Source organism: Streptomyces sp. NRRL S-118, assembly GCF_000716335.1.
Lineage (GTDB): Bacteria > Actinomycetota > Actinomycetes > Streptomycetales > Streptomycetaceae > Streptomyces.
In genome coordinates, this window is the sequence record NZ_KL591028.1 from 183,781 (window position 1) to 204,218 (window position 20,438).

At 72.7% G+C, this 20,438-nt stretch carries 13 protein-coding genes and 2 pseudogenes; 3 read left to right on the forward strand and 12 right to left on the reverse strand.

Annotation, left to right across the window (positions count from 1 at the left end; translation table 11 throughout):
- A partial coding sequence (locus IH00_RS0132440; RefSeq protein WP_031079663.1) for a type I polyketide synthase occupies positions 1 to 6,240 on the reverse strand: 6,240 nt, incomplete at its 3' end.
- Positions 6,241 to 6,721: 481 nt separating this feature from the next.
- On the reverse strand, positions 6,722 to 6,886 hold the full coding sequence (locus IH00_RS43020) for a hypothetical protein (protein ID WP_158828052.1): 165 nt from the start codon (positions 6,884 to 6,886) through the stop codon (positions 6,722 to 6,724).
- On the opposite strand from IH00_RS43020, the gene IH00_RS0132455 reads away from it, so the two are divergent.
- Positions 6,887 to 7,759 (forward strand): SGNH/GDSL hydrolase family protein, encoded by an 873-nt coding sequence (locus IH00_RS0132455; protein ID WP_031079664.1) that lies wholly within the window; start codon positions 6,887 to 6,889, stop codon positions 7,757 to 7,759.
- Between the two features lie 180 nt (positions 7,760 to 7,939).
- Here the strand turns inward: IH00_RS0132455 and IH00_RS0132460 are convergent, their stop codons facing one another.
- The 3 genes from IH00_RS0132460 to IH00_RS0132470 form a co-directional block, all read right to left on the reverse strand.
- Positions 7,940 to 8,251: a hypothetical protein gene (locus IH00_RS0132460; protein WP_107064561.1), complete on the reverse strand. Its 312-nt coding sequence runs from the start codon at positions 8,249 to 8,251 to the stop codon at positions 7,940 to 7,942.
- Positions 8,235 to 8,816, reverse strand: coding sequence for an RNA polymerase sigma factor (locus IH00_RS0132465; RefSeq protein WP_039947633.1), 582 nt, complete (start codon positions 8,814 to 8,816; stop codon positions 8,235 to 8,237). The genes IH00_RS0132460 and IH00_RS0132465 overlap by 17 nt, the downstream gene beginning before the upstream one ends.
- A 595-nt stretch (positions 8,817 to 9,411) precedes the next feature.
- Positions 9,412 to 10,323: an immunity 49 family protein gene (locus IH00_RS0132470; protein ID WP_420710954.1), complete on the reverse strand. Its 912-nt coding sequence runs from the start codon at positions 10,321 to 10,323 to the stop codon at positions 9,412 to 9,414.
- 382 nt (positions 10,324 to 10,705) lie between these two features.
- On the opposite strand from IH00_RS0132470, the pseudogene IH00_RS0132475 reads away from it, so the two are divergent.
- A pseudogene (locus tag IH00_RS0132475) lies at positions 10,706 to 11,131 on the forward strand (DJ-1/PfpI family protein); the annotation flags it as partial.
- Positions 11,132 to 11,205: 74 nt separating this feature from the next.
- Here IH00_RS0132475 and IH00_RS0132480 read toward each other — a convergent pair.
- The 6 genes from IH00_RS0132480 to IH00_RS0132505 all read right to left on the reverse strand — a co-directional run bounded on the left by IH00_RS0132480 (position 11,206) and on the right by IH00_RS0132505 (position 17,675).
- The gene (locus IH00_RS0132480; protein ID WP_031079669.1) at positions 11,206 to 12,090 is read right to left on the reverse strand and encodes a geranyl diphosphate 2-C-methyltransferase; all 885 of its coding nucleotides are present in this window, start codon (positions 12,088 to 12,090) and stop codon (positions 11,206 to 11,208) included.
- Positions 12,091 to 12,103: 13 nt separating this feature from the next.
- Positions 12,104 to 13,507: a family 2 encapsulin nanocompartment cargo protein terpene cyclase gene (locus IH00_RS0132485; RefSeq protein ID WP_031079670.1), complete on the reverse strand. Its 1,404-nt coding sequence runs from the start codon at positions 13,505 to 13,507 to the stop codon at positions 12,104 to 12,106.
- Positions 13,508 to 13,603: 96 nt separating this feature from the next.
- Entirely contained in the window at positions 13,604 to 15,019 is a 1,416-nt protein-coding gene (locus IH00_RS0132490; RefSeq protein ID WP_031079671.1) for a family 2B encapsulin nanocompartment shell protein, read from the reverse strand.
- 522 nt (positions 15,020 to 15,541) lie between these two features.
- Positions 15,542 to 15,736 (reverse strand): hypothetical protein, encoded by a 195-nt coding sequence (locus IH00_RS0132495; protein WP_031079672.1) that lies wholly within the window; start codon positions 15,734 to 15,736, stop codon positions 15,542 to 15,544.
- Positions 15,737 to 16,208: 472 nt separating this feature from the next.
- Positions 16,209 to 16,679, reverse strand: coding sequence for a recombinase family protein (locus IH00_RS0132500; RefSeq protein WP_324615811.1), 471 nt, complete (start codon positions 16,677 to 16,679; stop codon positions 16,209 to 16,211).
- Positions 16,680 to 16,697: 18 nt separating this feature from the next.
- Positions 16,698 to 17,675 (reverse strand): GlxA family transcriptional regulator, encoded by a 978-nt coding sequence (locus IH00_RS0132505; RefSeq protein ID WP_052411801.1) that lies wholly within the window; start codon positions 17,673 to 17,675, stop codon positions 16,698 to 16,700.
- 146 nt (positions 17,676 to 17,821) lie between these two features.
- Here IH00_RS0132505 and IH00_RS0132510 point away from each other — a divergent pair, with 146 nt between their 5' ends.
- On the forward strand, positions 17,822 to 18,718 hold the full coding sequence (locus tag IH00_RS0132510; protein WP_031079675.1) for an NAD-dependent epimerase/dehydratase family protein: 897 nt from the start codon (positions 17,822 to 17,824) through the stop codon (positions 18,716 to 18,718).
- Positions 18,719 to 18,884: 166 nt separating this feature from the next.
- Here IH00_RS0132510 and IH00_RS45570 read toward each other — a convergent pair.
- A pseudogene (locus IH00_RS45570) lies at positions 18,885 to 20,310 on the reverse strand (Tn3 family transposase).
- Between the last annotated feature and the right edge of the window lie 128 nt (positions 20,311 to 20,438).

A 20,438-nucleotide genomic window follows, 5' to 3' on the forward strand; every position in this document is an offset into this window, starting at 1 on the left:
GTCCGCGACCGGCCCGAAGCCGATCGCCTGCCACGGGCGGCCCGTCGCGCGCTCCACGGCGGCGAAGGCGTCGAGGAAGGCATTGGCCGCCGCGTAGTCGCCGAGCGCCCCTGCCATTCCCGGCACCACCGAGGCGATCGAGGAGAACACCACGCACGCGGCGGGCCGGTGGCCATGCCGGTGCAGCGCCCCGGCGAGCAGCACGGTGCCGCGCACCTTGGCCGACAGTGCCCGCTCGATCTCCTCGTCCGTCTTGGCACGCAACGAGCCCGGCCTCACGGTCCCGGCGGCGTGGAAGACACCGTCCAGGGGCGGCAGTCCGGCGACGAGCGCGTCGACGTCGCCCCCGGCGGACACGTCGGCCGACCGGTACGAGGCGCGGGCGCCCAGGGCCCGCAGTTCGGCCAGCAGTTCCCGGGGCGGGTACGCGGCCCGCCCGGTGAGGACGAGTTCCGGGGTGCCACGGCTCGCCAGCTCGCGCGCGAGCGCGGAACCGAGGCCCCCCGCGCCCCCGGTGATCAAGTACGTGCCGTCGGCGGGAAGCCGGCCCCCGCGGCCCGCCGCACCTCCGGCGGAAGGGGCGCCCGCCCCGGCCGACGGGTCTCCGGGTCCGGCCGACGGGTCCCCGGGGCCGACTGACGGGTCCCCGGGTCCGGACACGAGCCGCTCACCGGCGGCCCCGAGTCCGCGAGGCGTACGGGACAGGCGGCGGCCCGCCCGCCACGCGATCGGGTCGGCGGTACCGGGGACGTGCTGCGCGTACAACTCGCCCACCACGGCCTCGAGCCTGTCGTGCGCGGGGTCGCAGGACGACAGGTCGACGGCGCGGCAGGAGAGCCCGGGGTGTTCCTCGGCCAGCGCCAGGGCGAAGCCGTACAGCAGGGCCTGTGCGGGCCGCGGCCGTTCCGGCGCGGACCCGGTCGCGTGCACGTCCTGCGTGACCACCAGCACCCGCTCGCAGTCGGGGCCGAGCAGCGCGAGGATCCCCCGAAGGGCCGCCACGGCGGCGCGACGGGCGGCGTCCACGCCGTCCGGGGCGCCGTGCGGGCCGGTGAGGCCGGGAGCCTCTCCGGCCAGCCAGACGAGCGTGTCCGACCCGGAGGGGCCGGCCTCACCGGAGTGCGCCGGGCCGTCGCACCGCTGCACCGTGACACCGCGGCCGGCGAGCCGTCCGGCGAGGGCCAGCGCCAGGGCGGAGTCGGTGTCCCCGGCCAGCCGTACCGACCGGGGCCCTTGCGCGGGCGTGAGGGGCGTGTCCTGCCAGACCGGTCGGTGCAGTACGGGCCGGGCGCCGGTGTGAGCGCCGGAGCCGGCCTCGGCCCGGTCGTCGGAGGACTCCGTGCCGGAGGTGAGGCCCGGGCGGGACGGGGCGTGCGGAGACCCGGGACCGGAGCGGAGGCGCTCGGCCCCGTCGGTGCGGCGTACCGGCCAGAAGCGTTCGCGCTCGAAGGGGTACGTCGGAACCGGCACGCGGGACCGGCCGGTGTCCAGCGCCGTCCGGTCCAGCCGGACCCCCCGCGCCCACAGCCGGCCCACCGTCTCCAGCAGGTCCCGGGTTCCGGGATCGGCGCCCGGTTCCGCCCTCTTCACGGCCGGCAGCACCGCGACGTCCGAGGGCGTCCCGCGTCCGGCGGCGACGGCACGGACGGGGCCGGTGAGCGAACCGCCCGGGCCGAGGTCGACGAAGGTGTCGTACCCCTCGTCCAGCAGCCGTGCGACGGCGGCGCCGAACAGGACCGGCCGGACGGCGTGCCGCCGCCAGTGACGGGGCGTCAGCTCCGGCTGCCACCGGCCGGTGACGGTGCTCAGCAGCGGCACGGCCGCGGGGCGGGCCGTCACCGCCTTGGCGGCGCACTCCAGGGGATCCAGGGCCGGTTCCAGCAACGGGGAATGGAAGGCGTGGGACACGCCGAGCCGGCGCGCGGCGACGCCGCGTGCGGCGAGGTCGGCGACGGCCTCGTCCACGGTGGGCGCCGGGCCTGCCAGGACCACGTGGCCGGGCCCGTTGACGGCGGCCACGCACAGCCGGCCACCCGATGCGGCCACCAGCCCGGCGACCTCCTCCTCACCGGCCCTGACCGCGGCCATGGCACCCGGGAGGGCGAACTCGCCCATGAGACGTCCCCGTTCGGCGGCGAAAGCCACCGCGTCCGGCAGGGTCAGCGCCTCCGCGACACAGGCGGCGGCGATCTCGCCGACACTGTGCCCGACCACGGCGTCGGGCGCGATTCCCCACGCGGCCAGTTGCCGCGCCAGGCCGACGCCGTATGCGACCAGCAAGGGCTGCGCCACCTCTGTCCCGACCGGCCCAGCAGCGCCGGTTCCCGCATCCAGGCACCATGCGGCGAGGGTGCGTCCGAGGACCGGCCCGAGGACGGAGGACGCCTCGTCCACCACCTCACGGAACACCGGAGCCGAGCGGTACAGCCCGCTGATCACGCCGTGCTGCCCAGCCCCCTGCCCGGGCAGCAGGAACGCCAGCCGCGGACGGGAACGTGCCTCCGACCCGTGCGCCCCGGGGACGCCGCGCCCGGCGGCGAACGCTTCGAGGCGTTCCGCGAGGTCGCCCTCCGCGATGAGCGTGAGCCGGTGCGGCCGGTCGTCCCGTGCCGACCCGACCGTGGCGCACACGTCCCCTTCGTCCAGGTCCGGACGCGCCCGCAGGTGCGCGGCGAGCTCACCGGCCGCCGTACGCAGCGCCGAAGGGGTACGGGCCGACAGCGTCAGGAGGTGCTGACCGCCCGGGCGGGCAGCGGAGCGGTCCCCGGGCGACGCCGGGGGCCCGGAGCGGCGCAGGGCGGGCCGGGCCGGGGCTTCCTCCAGGACCGCGTGGGCGTTCGTCCCGCCGAAGCCGAAGGCGTTGACCCCGGCGACGAGAGGTCCGGGCGCGCGCCACTCCTGGTGCCGGTCGACCAGCGCGAAGCCGGGTGCGGAACGCTCCAGGTACGGGGCCGGCGGTCCGGCCTGCGGAGCCGGCGGCAACTGCCGGTGCCCCAGCGCCAGTACGACCTTGAGGAGGGCGGGCATCCCGGCCGCGTTGAGCAGGTGTCCCACGTTGGCCTTCACCGAGCCGAGCCGGCGAGGCAGCCCGTCGGGCCGCGGTGGAAAGGCCTCCCCGAGGGAACGGGCTTCCACCGGGTCGCCGACCGGGGTGCCGGTGCCGTGCGCTTCGACGTACGACACGGCCGCCGGGTCGACGCCGGACTCGGCGTAGGCGCGGGCGATCACCTCGCACTGCGTGCGTGGGTTCGGCGCGAGCAGGCTCAGCGACCGGCCGTCGTTGTTGACCGCCGTGGCGCGTACGAGGGCGAGGACGGGGTCGTCGGAGCGACGGGCGTCGCCGAGCCGGCCGAGCACGAGGGCGCCGCCGCCTTCGCCGGGGACGAAGCCGTCGGAGTCTGCACCGAAGGGCCGGCACCGTCCGGTCGGTGACAGCGCGCCTGCGCCCGCCAGCAGCCGCGAAGCGGTGGGGGACAGGTGCAGGTTGACGCCGCCGACGACCGCGAGGTCGCACTCGCCGGACAGGAGGCTGCGCCGCGCCAGGTGGAGGGCCACGAGCGCCGACGAGCACGCCGTGTCGACGGCGAGGGCCGGGCCGTCGAGGTCCAGGAGGTGCGAGACGCGGGCGGCGACGAGGTTCGGCAGGTTGCCGGTGAGCGCGGCCCGGTGGGCGGCGAGTCCGCCGTCCACCGCCGCGTCGAGGACCTCGCGGTACCCGCTGTCGCCGACGGCCGCGAACACGCCGATCCTGCGGCCGGCACGGCGCGGACCGGCGTAACCGGCGCGCTCCAGTGCCTCGTGGGCCAGCTCCAGGAAGAGACGGGCCTGGGGGTCCGTCGCCCGCGCCTCCTCGTCGTCCATGCCGAAGAAGGCCGCGTCGAACGCGGCGGGGTCGAGCGTGGCGGCGTCGAGCGTGGCGGGGGCGGGGGAAACGCCGGAGTCGTCGGGGCCCGGGGCGGCGGGCCCGGTGTCGTCCGGGCTGGTGCCGTCGGGGCCGGGGGCGCCGGTCCCCGTGCCGTCGAGGCGGTGGAGGCCCCGGGTCGCTTCCCGGCGGCCCTGCGGCCCCCGGGAGATGACGTCGCCACCGGTCACGAGCAGGTCCCAGAAGGCTTCGGGCGTCGCCGCCCCGGGGAACCGGCAGGCCGTCGAGAGGACGGCCACGGCATCGCCGCCCGCCACGTCGCTCGCGCACCCTCGTCCGTTCGGGGAATCAGCTGCCGGTGCGTCCGCGCCTCCGTCCCCGTCTCGTGCCGCTGCCGGCCGCGCACCGAGCAGGCCCAGCACATGTCCCGCGAGGGCCGGGACGGTGTCGTGGTCCACCACGGCCCGGGGCTCCACGGAGACGCCGAAGGTCTCCTCCACGGCGACGACGACGGCCATCGCCTTGAGCGAGGAGCCACCGAGCGCGAAGAACCGGTCGTGCGGACCGATGGCGTCCGCCGGGAGCTCCAGCGTCCGCGCCCAGATGCGGAGGACGGCCTCCTCGACGGCACCGCGCGAACGCGGAGCACCGGGTGCGTCGCCGGTCGTGGTGCCAGGTCCGCCGGCATCGTCGGCGGACACCACCGGCCACTCGCGCACTCGCGCTTCCACGGCCGCGTACGCCCCCGCCTCGAAGCGGTCGCGCAGCAGGCCGCGCCGCAGCTTCCCGCTGGTGGTGCGGGGAAAGCCGCCGGGAGGCAGGGGAAGCACCCGTACGTCGTCGTGTCCCAGTGCCTCCCGCAGCCGGGTGGCCGCCGCGCGCAGCACGGGGGCGGCGGCGGGTGTGGGACGGGACCACTGGACGAGGCCCACGACGCGCTCCGCTCCGGTGGCCGGTTCGGTGGACCCGACGACCGCGACCGTGCCCGGGGGCAGTCCGGGCGTCCCGGCGAGGGTCTCCTCCAGGTCCGGAGCGTGGAACGTACGACCGTTGACGAAGACGACGTCCTTGTAGCGGCCGGTGACGCACAGCCGGCCCTCGTTCAGGAAGCCCAGGTCACCGGTGCGGAGCCAGCCCCCGGCGAAAGCGGCGGCGGTCGCGTCGGCGTCACGGTGGTAGCCCCGGCCGAGCTGGGGTCCCCGCACCTCCACGTGGCCGACCCGCCGGTCGTCCAGCCGCCTGCCCGCGCCGTCGGTGATGCGGACCTCGCACCCGGGGACGGGGCGTCCCAGGTCCATCAGCTCCACGGCGTGCGGGCCGGCCCCGGTGGGCTCGGCGCGGCCCCTGCCGAGCGCCGCCCGGTCCAGGGTCAGCGGGGCGGCCACCTCGCCGAGCGGGGGGAACGTCACGGCGAGGGTCGCCTCGGCCAGCCCGTACACGGGGAGCGGGGCCCGCGGGTCCAGCCCGGCGGGCCGGGTCTTCGCCGTGAACTCCCGCCACACGCGGGGGCCGATGGGTTCCGCACCCACCAGCAGCAGCCGCACGTGGCTCAGGTCCAGCGCCGCGATGTCGCTGTCCGGAATCCGCTGCACCGCCAGGCGCAGCGCGAAGTTCGCGGCCGAGAGGACGGTCGCGCGGTGCCGGGCTGTCGTCTCCAGCCACAACGCGGGGCGCTTGGCGAAGCTGAGCGGCTCCAGCCGCACCTGCTTCAGCCGCGCGGCCATGGGCGCCAGGTGCGTGCCGATGAGCCCCATGTCGTGGAAGTAGGGCATCCAGCCGAGGACCACGTCCTCATCGGTGAGCGCCGCCGCAGCGCGGATCTGCGCGAGGTTGGCCAGGACGCTCGCGTGGGTCAGCTCGACGCCCTTGGGCGCACCGGTGCTGCCGGAGGAGAACTGGAGGAACGCGACGTCGTGCGCTCGGGGACGCGGCAGCCGCCCGGGCGGACGGCCGTTGCGGAGGTTCTCGAGCCGCAGGGCGCGTACCTGCCCGGGGAGGTCGCCCAGCAGCGCCTCGTCCGCTTCCCCGGCTGCCCCACCGATGAGGAGGGCGGGCCGGCCGAGGTGTTCGTGCACCGGCGCCACACGGTGGCGGACCGGGGCCAGCGGCACGGGTATCAGACCCGCCGCCAGCGCGCCCCAGAACATGGGCTGGAAGTCCTCGCCCCGCTCCGCGACCAGGGGCAGCGGCGTGCCGGGCGACAGCCCGGCGTCGATCAGCCCGCCCGCGACCCGCAGCGCCTCGGACCGCAGTTCGGCGAAGGTGACGGCCCGCTCGGTGCCGTCGCCGCGCACGTGCACGACGACCTGCTCCGGCGCCTCCTCGGCCGCCCGCAGCAGGACGTCCAGGAGGTTCGCTTCACTGTTCGAGGGTTGCATCGCCAGACTTTAACAAGGTCAGCGGCCCGGCCGAGGCGGCACGGGGCCGGATCTCCCGCACGCCGCGGCCGCTACGCCGGGGGCGTCAGGACTCCCTGCAGCAACGCGCCGTAGTAGGACACCAGAGCCGCGCGGTCCGTACGGAGCAAGGTCTCGTCCCGCGCCACCCACAGCACGTACAGCGGGCCCGCGGCAGGGCGGCCGCCAGGCGTGCGCGGATGTCGGCATCGGGTCCGGTGAGGCGGCTGCGCAGCGGTTCGATCCGGGCAGCGGCCGAGCGGATGGCCTCGCGCGTCGGTGATTCCCGTCCTGGCGGCAGCACGCGGGCAAGGACAGGGGTCTGCCGCGCCGGTGCGGCGTCGTCGGGGTTCCCGGCGGCGTCCGCCCGTGCCGGCGCTGTGTCCGCGCATTATGGATCGTCGGCATTTCAAGAAGTTGCGTCAACATTGTTGACGCGGCCCTGACGCCGCCCGCACATTACCTAGCGGTAGAACCGATCGGTAATCCCGCACCAGCACCCCATGGTCAGCGGCGTGTGCGCCGTCGCCCGTCCATGGCCGTCGGCGCCCTCCGGTTCGAGCCGCTCCATCGCGAGGGTGCCGTACGGGTCCAGCCGCCCCCCACCGCTCCCCGGAAGAGAGAGCACATGCCGAAGCCTGCCCGAAATGTCATGGCCGCGTCAGTAATCGCCGGCGCGCTGACCCTCGGCCTCGCCGGATCCCCCGCCGCACACGCCACCCCCGCACCCCTGGACTACGTCGCCCTCGGCGACAGCTACAGCGCGGGCTCGGGCGTCCTCCCCGTGGACCCCACCAACCTGCTGTGCCTGCGCTCCACGGCGAACTACCCCCACGTCATCGCCTCCAGGACGGACGCCCGCCTCAAGGACGTGACCTGCGGCGGTGCCCAGACCAAGCACTTCGCCGAAGCCCAGTACCCGGGCGTCGCACCGCAGACGGACGCCCTCACCGCGGACACCGACCTTGTGACGCTCACGATCGGCGGCAACGACGACAACACCTTCATCAACGCCATCATCGCCTGCGGCTCCGCAGGCCTCCTCAGTGGCGGGAAGGGCAGCCCCTGCAAGGACAGGAACGGCACCTCCTTCGACGACAAGATCGACGCGAACACCTACCCGGCGCTCAAGAACGCACTGCGGAACATCCGCGCCAAGGCGCCCGGCGCCCGGGTCGCGGTGCTGGGGTACCCCTGGATCACCCCGGCCGTCGCCGACTCCTCCTGCTTCGCCAAACTTCCGATCGCCTCCGGCGACGTGCCGTACGTACGCGGCATACAGGCGCACCTCAACGCGGTCATCAAGCGCGCCGCCGAGGAAACCGGCGCGACCTACGTGGACTTCTCCGACGTGTCCGAGGGCCACGACGCCTGCAAGGCCGCCGGCACGCGGTGGATCGAGCCGCTCCTCTTCGGGCACAGCGTCGTCCCCGTCCACCCGAACGCCCTCGGGGAGCGGCGCATGGCCGAGCGGGCCCTGACCGTTCTCGGACTCGGCTGACCGGGGTCCGGGTCCGAGTCCGTCGGAGTCCGGGCGAGGCGCTGCCCGACCGACCACGGACAGCAGCGGCCAACGAGACCGACGCCTCCAGGCTCTCAGTCGCACACGGCCCTCGGGCGCCCGCGGCTGAGAGCCTGTGCCTGCTGTCGGCACGGGGCGCGCCGGCACACCGGCGAAGCTTCAGTGCGCCTGGGTGGCGACCGGCTCGGGAGCACGCTCGCCGCCGCCGGCGCTCACCACCGTGCACCGGCCGTCCTCGCAGGAACGCCGCAGGCGCCCCCTCGAAACGGTCTGCACCAGCCCGATCGTCCAGCACATCGGGCACCCGCGCAGCGCCAGCACGCCGACCGGCAACAGCAGCAGCGCGACCGGACCGGCCACCGGAAGGAGCGCGAAGGATCCGATCAGCCCGCCGAAACCGACCGCCCCACGGGTCAGGTGTCGCGGCAGGGACGAACTCGCGAAGTCAGGTCCCTCAGTGCGCTTCTTCATCAGCATCCCCTCCAGGAGTCGAGCCCGGTACGGTCCGCACGGCGAGCCGCACAGCACTGCGCGCCCGGTGCAGACGCGACTTCATCGCGGCCGTACTGAGGCCCAGCGCATCGGCGACCATCCGCCCGCTGTAGCCCTGGATGTCCCGCATCACCAGCACCCGCCGCTGATCGGCGGGCAGAGCAGCGACGGCCGCCGCCACCCTGCCCGCTTCCAGGCGCTCCAGAGCCTCGTCCTCCGCCGACCGCACGGCACCGCCGGGCGGGTCGGGCGGCGGTGTGTGGCTCGGCAGCACCGTCCGAGCGCGCCGCAGGCACTCGTTGCGGACGATGCGGAACATCCACGACGCCAGAGCGCCGGAGGCCCGCAGCATCCCGATCTTGCGGTACAGGATGATCAGCGCCTCCTGTGCCGCGTCCTCGGCGTCCTCGGGAGTGGCGCAGAGCGAGCGGGCGAACCGCTGCACGTTCGGGTACGACCCCGAGATCAGCGCGCCGATCGCCTCGACGTCACCGCGCTGCGCGGCGGTGACCAGCCGCTCGCCGGGCCACGTCGGGTCAGCCACGCGCTCGGCCTCGTGCGCGCAGTACGACGTAACTGCAGGTGCACAGCAGCACCACTCCGACGGCAACAGCGATTCCCACGATCACGACAACCTCCGGTTTCCGGTACCGGCGTCCACCGGTACGCGTATAAGAGGCGGGAGCGGCCCGGAAGGATTCAGGAGGGTCCGCACGAAGACCGCCACCCCGGGGAGGCGGGCCTTTTCGTCCCGCCGCTGCCGGGAAGAGGCCGGGCTGCCGGTGCGGCCCGGCAGCCGGGCTCCGTGCCCAGCTCTCCGCCCCCGGGTGCATCACGTGCTCAAGGACCGCCGCGGGCCCGTACCGCGGCCGGCACGCGAGGCCGCCGGCCGGTGGGCACGTGCCAATGCGAAGGCCGACGCAGCCCGGTGACTGACCTTCAGCAGCGCGTACAACCTGTCCCACCACGCTGGTCCACCGTGTCGCGCACCGAGGCGGCCTCGGTCCCGGCGGGCTCACCCGGCCGTGTTTCCGGCGCACTCATCCGCACTTCTCGCTACCCGCGTGGGGCCGGCGGCCGGTGCGACCGTACGGGCGGCGAGGTGGCGCGGGAGCAGCGACAACGCCTCCTCCCGCGCGCTACTTGGCGGTCCATCGGCCCAGATGGTTCCCGCCGGCGTCCGCCGCTCGCCGCAGGGCTTCCGGGGAACCGAGCATGCCGTGCGGCAGGTAGCCGGACCGGACGCCCAGCGTCCACTGGTGCGCCTGGACCGCGAGGGCGGCCGTCCCGAGGGCGCCGAGCGGAAGCAGGGTCCTGGGCGCGGGATCGGCTCCCACGCTCTCCCGGTGCTGGTCGAGCCGGGTCACGAGAGCCTGCTCGAAGGCGTGCTGGTCGTCATCGAGCAGTACGCGAAGGAGCCGCTGATCCGGCGACAGGTGGCCGGCGCCGTCCATCTTCCGGGCGGCCTCGGCGCGCTCGTCGGCGTCGGGCTTGCGCAGGGTCACGGTGGGCCAGTCGCGGGGCAGATGCCCGTCGGCCTCGGACAGGTAGCCGCACAGTGCGTCCATCGCGGCCAGCTCCGCCGGGTCCGACGCCGAGGTGAGCTTCGAATACGGCACGCCGTCACGGATCGCGGGCGCGAAGTCACCGCGCAGCAGCAGCCCGATCACCCGCTGCCACTCCCATACCAGTCCACTGACCAGACACAACGCGAACGTCTCGGCCCATGTCCCGGCCGTGGGGGCGAACTCCGGCTCGCCGAAGGCGACGTCATCGGTGCTGAGCTTCTCCTCGATGAGCGGGAGGTCGATCTCCTGGTCGCCGTCGGGGAAGCAGCCGATGCTCAGCACGCCCAGGGAACACTCCGCCGCGGTACGCAGTGCCGCGCGCGACGACGCGTCGAGCGCGGGGTCCTCCTTCGCGCGGGCGGCGACATGGTCGAGGAGCTCGTCGCACATCTCCCGCAACCTCCCCTGGGACGGGGCGTCCCAGCGCATCCCGTACCAGCGGTTCCGCGTCCTCGCGGTGATGCCGTCGAGCGCCTTCGCCATGTGCTGCCTGCTGATTCCGTGATGCGGAACGTCCTGCACGGCTGCCGTCCTCTCATGATCTTTCCGGCCGGATGCGGCACGCTATCAGCGGGCTCGGACAACGTTCCGGGCCCGGAGCGGCCCCGGACCTGGCCCCGGTCGCGGACCGGCCGTCCGACACGGCGGCAAGGCGGGTGACGTAGGTTCTGGCCCATGCGCGTGGTTGCCATTGCCGCCCTTGACGGAGTGTCGGCCTTCGACCTGACCGTCTCCTGTCAGGTCTGCGCGTTCGCGACCCGTCCGGGCAGCCTCGGCACCCGGCTGCTCGAAAGGTTCCACGGCCCGCAGACGGCGCTGTTCGCCGAAGAGGTCCTCGAGTACGAACGCCGCGGGACCGTATGGCGTTCCTGGCGGCGCCCCGTCCGTGTCCCCGTCGCCCGAGGTGCGACCGCACCCGGGGGTGTGGGCCGAGATCCGGCGCGGCACCCTGCCCCGGGCGCTGGCCGCTGCGGTACGCCCCGGGCTGACCATCAGCGCGCCGTGCACGGGCGTGATGCTGCTCTCCGCCGCGGGGCTGACCAACGGGCGGCCCTGCACCACCCATCACCGGGTGCGTCCCGACCTCGAACGGCAGGGTGGCGTGGTGAAGGACGCCCGCGTCGTCGACGACGGCGACCTCGTCACGGCCGGCGGGGTCACCTCCGGCTTGGACCTCGCGCTGTGGCTGGTCCGCCGTGAGCTCGGCGCCGACGCCGCGATCGGTCTGGAGGGAATGCTCGAGTACGAGGCACGCGGCACGGTGTGGCACGCGGCCCCGGATCGACGCTGAACCGGCCGGCGACAGGAACAGGCCAGGCCCGTCACCGGACGGGCCCGGCCCCGGCCTTGCGGTCGGCGCGTCGGTCAGACGCGGTCGGCAGCGATCAGGACGTACTGGAAGGAGCCGTCCTTGTAGGAGTTGATGAACGCCTCCTCGATGCCGGTGACCAGCGAAGACGTTGCCCGCAGCTCCCAGTACGGCAGGGTGGCGGCCGTGAGGTCGATGACGGCCTGCGGTACGAGGCGGTTGTCGGCCATGGCGCGCAGGTACTCCCTGCGGGAGTGGATGTTGCACTCGAAGTGCGCGTTGATCTGCGAGACCCACTTCGAGGGCTGGCCGTAGCGCGGGTTCCAGCATCCGGTGATGGTCACGTAGCGGCCGCCGACCTCGAGGACGCGGGAGTGCTCCGCGAAGAGGTCGTGCAGGTCGACGTACATGCTCGACTCGTTGTTCCACGAGGCCGCGGCCTGCCCGGTCTCGAAGGGCATGGCGAGCATGTTGCACACGCGGGCGCGTACGTGGTCGTCGATGCCGAGTTCCTGGGCGCGCATGTTGGCGAAGTCCGCCTGCTTGGCCGACAGGGTGACACCCTCGACCTTGCATCCGAAGCGCTGGTGGGCCATCACCATGGAACCACCCCGGCCGCAGCCGGCGTCCACGAGCGTGTCGTCCCGCCCGATGGAACCGAGATGGTCCAGGAGGACGACGGCCTGTGCCGACTCCAGGCGGTGGAGCTCGGCGATCAGCTTCTTCTCGTACTCGCTGTCGGCGGGGTCACCCAGGGCGGCATGGTCGACGTCGCCGATGCCGTAGTGGTGGTGGTAGAGCCCGTCCACGTCGCCGAGACGCAGGTTGACCGGCCTGGCCTCCTGGTCCCAGTACCGGGCGATGTCCCCCTGGTACGGAGATGCCGGGGCGGGGACGAACGCGGAGTGGCGCTTGACAGTGGTGAGTTCGGTGCTGGTCACAGAGAAGTCCTTCTTACCAGAAATCGGGCAGGCTGTATCGGTAGGTGTTGGTCCGGTGCCAGTAGTGGTTGCCGTCGACCCACGCGGCCACCCCCCGCAGGAAGCGCAGCACGCCCGGTGCGGGGCACGCGGCGGCCAGGGCGGCGGCTTCGGCTTCGAAGCCGTGCATGAGGTCGTTGTGGACCTCGACGGCCTTGAGGTAGGCGTCCCGTTCGGAGAGGTCCTCGCGTTCGGCGATCACCACGGGGAGGTTCAGGTGGCGGCCCGGGCTCGCCAGTTCCTTGGTGTACGAGTACAGGTCGTTGACGATGGTGGTCGCGTTTCCGGCGAGCGCGATGACCCGCTGCATGGCGGGCTGGGCGTGCAGGTCCGCCGGGAGTTCGTATCCGCCGACGGTGTCGGTGATGGTGGGGCAGGGGCGGAAGTTGTTGAACTGGCGCATCGCCAGGTACTCCCACACCTCGGGAACGTGATCCGTCTCGGCCCATGCGGCCTCGGCGAGGTATCCCATGTGCAGACGGGCCATGTCGTGCCGGAACCGGTCGGCCTGGGACGCGGTGGCCACCTGGAGGAAGTACTCCATGGCGGAGCGGTAGGCGCGCCGGGGGGCGTCGGAGTGGAGCGAATCCGCCCACCCCGGCTCGTACTCCTTCGTCGTGTGCAAGGGGTCCAGAGCGGTGTGCGCCAGCAGGAGCCGACTGCCGAGGCCGACGGGTGAACCGCCGTGGTCCTCGCAGTAGCAGTCGTCGACGGCGTTCTCGGCGACCATCAGCCGCGTGGCGACCATCACGTGGTCGACGGTGGGCGCGTCCGGGTGGCAGGCGACCATGTAGCGGCCGACGGAGAAGCCGTCGAACTGGTCCTCCCACTCCGGGGGGACCGCCTGGACCTCGTCCACCGCCCATTCCTTGATCCTGCGGCTGATCTCCGCCACGCGTCCCGCGTCGGGCTCCGGCACCGGGTGGTGGTAGAGGCCCGGGATCGGCGTGCCCTCCGCCGGTGCCCCGCCCGCCCCGGGTGCCGCCGGTCGCGTCTCGCGCCGGAACAGGTGCAGGCCCGCCGTTCCCAGACCACTGGGGCCACGCAGAATCCGCTCCAGGACGGGATTCGGCTGCCCCGCCGCAGCGGTGCCCTTCCGCAAGGGTTCGGCGATCAGGTCGCCGCTCGGGCCGTCGCTGGAGCCGTGGCCGGGCACGCGAACGGGCACGTCTGCCGGTGTGTCCGCGGGTGCGCCCCCCGCGGTGGCAGGCACGGGCACGGAGGGCGGGCCCGGCAGGGGAGGCATGGAGGGCCGGGCGTCGACGGAGGCCTCGACGCCGATGGCGCGGGTGAGGGCCTGGTCCAGCACGTGCTCCCCGAAGCGGGAGACGGCGTCGGGCAGGCTCGACTGCAGAGGGGAAGGCCCAGGATCGGGCATCCGTAGCTCCTTGGTGAAGGGGTGGGCTGTCCCGGATCCCGGGCGTGCTCGCCCTGCCGGGAGGGTCCGGACCGTCGTGGCCGTCGGACGGGTCCTCTAGTCGCGCCCGCGGCCGATCTGCACGTTCTCCAGCACACCGAGAGCGTCGGGCACCAGAATCGCGGCGGAGTAGTAGGTGGTGACGAGGTACGACATGATCGCCTGCTCGTTGATCCCCATGAAGCGCACCGAGAGGCCCGGTTCGTACTCCTCGGGCAGCCCGGTCTGGCGCAGGCCGATGACGCCCTGGTCGTCCTCGCCGGTGCGCATGGCGAGGATCGAACTGGTGCTCTCCTCGCTGACGGGAATCTTGTCGCAGGGCAGGATCGGCACCCCGCGCCACGCCGGGACGCGCTGTCCACCGACCTCCACGGGGTCGGGGTGGATTCCGCGGGCGTTCCACTCACGACCGATCGCCGCGATCGCCCTGGGGTGGGCGAGGAAGAACCTCGTGCCGCGCCGGCGGCAGAGCAGCTCGTCGAGGTCGTCCGGGGTCGGCGGGCCCGAGTGCGGCTGGATCCGCTGCTTGAAGGCGGCATTGTGGAGCAGCCCGAACTCCCGGTTGTTGATCAGCTCGTCCTCCTGGCGCTCGCGCAGCGCCTCGACGGTGAGCCTGAGTTGCTCCTCGGTCTGGTTCATCGGCCCGTTGTAGAGGTCGGCGACCCTCGTGTGGACCCGCAGAACGGTCTGCGCCACGGACAGTTCGTACTCGCGCGGGTTGAGCTCGTAGTCGACGAAGGCACCGGGCAGCTCGGTTTCGCCGGTATGACCGGCCGACATCGCGATCTCGGCCTCGCCGTGCCGGTTCTGACGCTGCAGGCGCAGCGCGCTGAACCGCTCGACGTGGGCTCGCAGGCCCGGCGCTGCGGACTGCACGGCGGCGAAGTCGGCGCGGGACAGGGTGAGCAGGGTGCCGGCGGTCTCGGCGGTGGCGGTGCAGTCCCACCTGGCGTCGGCGTCCAGAAGGGCGTTCTCGCCGAACCGGTCGCCGTCGGCGAGTACGGCGACGACGATCTCGTCGCCGTACTCGCCCACGGAGGTCCGGGTGATCCGGCCGTGGGCGATCAGGTGGATCTGCCCGGCGGGGGCGCCACGCTCGGCCAGGACCTCGCCGGCGCGGAAGTCGCGCTGGACGCACCGGCCGGCGATCGCCGTCAACGCGTCCTCGTCGTCGAACCCGCGGAGCAGGGCCAGTTCGCCGAGCTCGCGGGGGATCACACGGACGGCCGCACCGTCCTGCACGAACTCGATGCGCCCGTCGCCGACGGTGTGGCTCAGCCGGCGGTTGACCCGGTACGTACCGCCCTTGGTCTCCACCCAGGGAAGCATCCGCAGCAGCCAGCGGGAGGTGATCTCCTGCATCTGCGGAGCGGACTTGGTCGTGGTGGCCAGGGTGCGCGCAGCCGCGGTGCTCAGACTGGACTGCCGGGGCGGCCGCTCCAGTTGAGCTTCCGGGCTGGTATCGACGGTCATCGGGCGAGCTCTCCTTCGCAAGGGGCGGTGATCGGCCTGCGCGCGTGCCAACCGGTGAAAGAGAAGAAAAGAAAAGAAAGAGGATATGGGGGATAAAATTTTGGGAACCCATCCAGATCCTCCGGAACAGTAGCGGCCGGAACGCCTCGATCGCCCCCCTGCGGCCACGGGATTACCTCGATGAAGTGATCTTGCTTGCCGCGTGGTTTATCCGGACGGCCGACGGCAACAGGACCGTTCCCACGTGGGAGGTGATGCCGCCGGAAACCTGTGTCCGACAGTGATGGACGTGTTCCCGGGAGGCGGCGTCGGCCGGTATCCGCAGGGCGTCGGCGACCGGTCCGGCATCCGTCCGACCCCCGTGGAAGGGGCGTCGGTGGTGGCACCGGCCGCGCGCGGCGGCTCAGTCCGTCATAGGTGGGCGCCGCCGCGTGCAACGGCGGGTCGGGCCGGGCGGACGATGAGAACGACACCGCCGGGTGAGCTCCGTCCGCGCCCGGCCGGGCGGCGGCACCGTGGTTGCTACTCGCCGCCGTCGGTGGTGTGGTTCGTGCTCCCGCGCCCCCGCTTTCCCGAGCGGCGCAGCAGCTCGCCCGCCGTGAGCGTCACGGCCGCCGCGACACGGACCCAGCGGGGCCCGCCGCGCTCCGCCCACACCACACACGCGCATCCGCCGACGGCCAGCGCCAGGACGCCGGCCAGTACGAGAACAACCATGTTTCCACCCCTGTTTGCGTACGGTCGAGATCATCCTCCCAGCACGGGGAGAGGAGCCCGCGGTGGGCCGACCGGTGAGCCCGGCGGCCGGCCTCCCGAGGACGGCCCGCGCCACCACGCGGTACTCGTCCGCCGGATCCCCATCGTGGAGCAGGGCCGCCATGCCCCGGGAGCCGGCGCTTCCTCGTACCGGTTGCCCCACTTGCACGGCACCGGCTCCACCGCCTGCCGGTGCAAGCGCAGGGCCTCTTCAGCCGACCCCCGTCGACGAGCCGACCGGTCGACGATCGGCGTGCTCGTGAAGAAGTGGTGGGCTGAGGCCGGAGGACCGGCTCGGCAGCGCCCCGGTAGCGCACCGGCACGGTGGCGCGGGCCGCTCGGCCGCTCCGGCAGTCGCCGGACTGCGGGCAGGTGACGCCGTCAAGGCCCTGGAGTCCTAGCTCAGACACCAGCCGCAAACTAAGCCGGATGATCAAGCCCCCGCCGCTGTCGCGACCTGTTCATCGTATTCGCGCAGCATCCGCATAACGGTGGCGGGCGAGGGGCGCTGGCCCCTCTTCGCGTCGCTGGTGATGACGAGGGGCTTGGCGATGTCGCGCAGGCTCATCTCCTGGTCGCGCAGGTGGAGGGCCATGGACAGCATGTCGTCGTCGGTCACCTCGGCGCCGCCGATGGTCTTGCCGCGCTTCCGCGCGCTCTCGTGGCCTTCGAGAGTGCGGTCGCGGATGTACTCGCGCTCCATGCCGGACATGGCCGCGAGCACGGTGAACACGATGCCGGAGGGGTCGTGCGAGCCCTTCAGTTCTCCGGCGAGGAACTCCAGGCCGACATCGCTCGCCTTCAGCTCCTCGGCGAGCATGGCGAGTTCGATGCCGCGGCCGAGGCGTTTGTGCTCGTGGACGACGAGGGTGGCGGCGACGCCGGAGGAGCGGATCTCCCCCAGCGAGCTTCACGGCGGCCTTTAAAGATCAAGGTAGGGCCTGTTGTGAAAGTGCTGGTCGCGGTGGGCGAAGGCGCTCCGGTAAGCGGCCGGGGTCATGCCGATCTGGCGGCTCAGGTGCTGGCGGAGCGACTCGCCGGAGCCGAGGCCGCTGCGGCTGGCCACATGGTCGACGGTGAGATCGGTGGTCTCCAGCAGCTCGCGGGCCCGCAGCAGTCGCTGCTGGAGCAGCCATTGGAACGGGGTCACACCGGTCTCGGTGGTGAAGCGGCGGGTCAGGGTCCGCACACTGACCTTGGCCTGGCCGGCAAGGTCGTGCAGGGAGATCGGCTGGTCCAGATGTTGCAGTGCCCAGATGCGGGCAGCGTCCAGTGGGGAGTCGGTCCTGGCCGGCAGTGGGGTCTGCACGAACTGCGCTTGCCCGCCGTGGCGCACTGGGGTGACGACGGCGGCGCGGGCCGCCGCGTTGGCCACGGCCGCTCCATAGTCGGAACTGATCAGGTGCAGACACAGGTCGATCCCGGCGGCCGAGCCCGCACCGGTGACGATCCGCCCGTCCTCGGCGAACAACCGGTCGGCATCCACCCGCACTGCGGGGAAGGCGCGCTGTAGTTCCTCGGCCAGAGCCCAGTGGGTGGTGGCAACACGGCCGTCGAGGAGCCCGGCCTGGGCGAGGACGAAGGCACCGCTACAGATCGAGGCAACGCGCTTGCCCGCGGCGGCCGCCTCCCGCAAGGCGTCCAGCACGGCCGACTCTGCGTAGTGCCGACTGGCGGTCGAGGGAACGATCACCGTGTCCGCCGCCGCAACCACCTCAAGGCCGTGCCGAATCACCACTTCGATACCACCCGAGGCGGCGACCGCACCGGGCATGGCGGTGCACACCGTCACCTCATAGCCGGGGCGTCCACCGGGTTCGGCGGCGCCGAGCAGCGCCGACGGCATGGACAGGTCGAAGGGCTTGACCGCAGGGACGGCCAGGACGGCGACACGATGCATGGCCAGATCCTTGGATCTCGTGGCTTTCAGGCCACTGATCTTACCGTGCGTCCGCACGGCACAGTTGAGCGAGCGGTCGGGCCCCCGCGAACCGCGTTTCCCCTTCGGGGAAGCGTTCCATCTTGAGGGAAAACGGAGTCAACGCCATGGATGAATCAGTCGTCATCGGGGCAGGCGCGACCGGGGTCGCGACCGCCAGGCAACTGGCTGACAGCGGCAAGCGGGTCCGCCTCATCACTCGCAGTGGCAGTGGTCCTGATCATTCCGGTATCGAGCGGATCGCCCTGGATGCGGGCCGCACTGAAGAGCTGGCCGAGGCACTGGCCGGAGCGACCACGGTCTTCAACGCCGCCATGACCGCCTACCAGACCTGGCCGGAGACCATGCCGCCGCTGTTCGCTTCGATCCTCGCCGCGACCGAGCGGGCCGGGGCCGACTACGTGATGCTCGGCAACCACTACGGCTATCAGCAGACCACCGGGCCGGTCACCGAGCGCACCCCGATGGCCCCGCACACCCGAAAGGGCCGGGTGAGGGCCGAGCTGTGGCGGCAGGCCAAGGAGGCCCACGACGCGGGGCGACTGCGGGTCACCGAAGTGCGGGCCGGCCAGTACCTGGGCCCGGGCGCGGTCTCGGCGTTCACCCTGCTGGTCGCGCCCCGGGTCCGCGAGGGGGAACTGGCTCTCGTCCACGGCAATCCCGATGCGGCGCATTCGTTCTCGTACACCAAGGACGTCGCAGCGGCGCTGGTGGCAGTCAGCGGCGACGAACGGGCCTGGGGACGGGCCTGGCACGCCCCGGTCATCACCACGACCCTGCGTCAGGCCGCGACCGGCCTCGCCGAACTCCACGGAGCGCCCGAACCGCGGTTGGAGCCGCTCACCGAACGGGATATGACGCTGCTGTCGTTCACCGATCCACTGTGGCGGGAGTTCGCCGAGATGAGCTACATGTCCGAGCGTCCGTTCCTCGTGGACGACAGCGATATCCGCGACACCTTCGGACTCAAGCCCTCAACGCTCCGAGAAGCTCTGGCGGCCTGATGCCCCGGTGGGCTGGCCGGGGCTCCCAGCCAGCCCACGCCTGGACATGAGGTGCGCGAGGTGCTCAACGATCGCGCCACGGTCCCGTGCTGCGCAGGCGCGCATCAGGTCGAACGCCCGCCACGCAGCCACGTTCATCCAGGGTCGGTAAAGTCCCTGAAATCGTTCATCGCTTCTCCATCCGCGAGCGGTCGGCGACCGCCGCCGGGGTGCGCGGGCGGGGCACAGTGGATTCCGACCCCAGGTCGAGGCGCCTTTCCATGTCCAGGCGGAAGGTGCCGTACGGGTTGACGTTGGACCAGAACAGCGCGGTCAGGCCACGCCGGTCCTCGTCGCTCAGCTTCTTCGCCCAGGCCGGTTCGACCAGGACCTGCTGCACCAGCAGGGTGTTGACGTGGACGAGCGCGGACTGGAGCAGGTGCAGGGCGAGCATCGAGGTCTCGGCGTGCTCCTTGTCCGGGCCGGTCGGGGCGCCGTCCTTGCCGTAGTGGAGCACGGTGTTCGCGCTGTTCCAGTTCTCCACGACCTGGAGCCCGCCGTGGATCTCCCGGCGCAGGCCGCGGCTGGCCAGGCAGTCGCACGCGAAGATCGTGCGCACGGCCCTGCCAAGCTCTTCGAGAGCTGGTAGGTGGGGTGCTTGGGGCCACCACGGGTGAAGCGCCGCAGCACCTGCTCCGCCTCCGCCGTCCCCAGCCGGAGCGCGGTCGCGTACTTCACCATCTGGTCGTACTGCTGCTCGATCAGCTCCCAGCGGATCGGCCGCGTCAGCGAAGCGCCGAGGGCCGGCCAGCCGGGCGGGGCGTCGTCCGGGCGGTACAGGCGGATGCTGCCGATGTTCTTCAGCCTGGGCAGCAGACAGAGGTTGAGCAGTTCGGTGAAGGCGAACCCGACCACGCTCGCGCCGTGCGTGTCGACGTAGTTCGACTCGATCTCGGCGTCCGTGCAGTGCCGCAGCAGGCCCTCGATCATCGCCGCGACCTCGGACGACGAACAGCTCTTGAGCTGGGAGTAGATGCAGACGTTTTCCGCTCGACGTGCCAGTAGATCATCACGCCGTTGCCGCCCGAGGACCAGGACCCGAACTTCTTCGAGTCCGACGCGCACGCGGTGCCGCGGCCCCACCATGCGGTGTCTCGGGCGGTGAAGGTGGAGTTCACCAGCCTGGTGACGGCGGCCCGCAGGTTGTCGACAGTGATGAAGTGCCGCCGCACGGGCCGCAGCGCGGCCTCGCTCTCGCCGTGCTCGCCGGTCGCGGCGATCGCGCGGATGCCCATGTTCGTGCCCAGTGCGAAGAGGGCCAGCAGCAGGCGGCGCTGGAGGACGTCACGCTCGATGCGCTCGTAGGCGGCCACCGAGGAGAACTCCTCGGTGAAGCCGGTGAGGAAGTCGGCGTTCTTCAGCACGTCCAGGAGGTCCAGGACGCCCCAGCGGCGTGCGACCTCCTCCTTGAGGGTCGCCAGGCCGGTGGGCTCGGCCAGCGGTTCCAGCTTCGGCACGGTGATCCACGGCTCGCCCTTGCGGGTGGTGACCTTCACCCGGCCCGCGCTGCCGTCCATGAGCGCGCGGGACAGCTGGTCCAGGCCCGCGGCCATGCGCTTCTTCAGGTCCGCGATGAATGCCCGCGGGTTCAGCGGCTGGCGGATCGCGGCGTAGTGCACGGCGCGGGTGGCCTCGAAGTCGCCGGGCAGGCGCCACAGGGCGAGGGGGCGGCGGGGGTGGC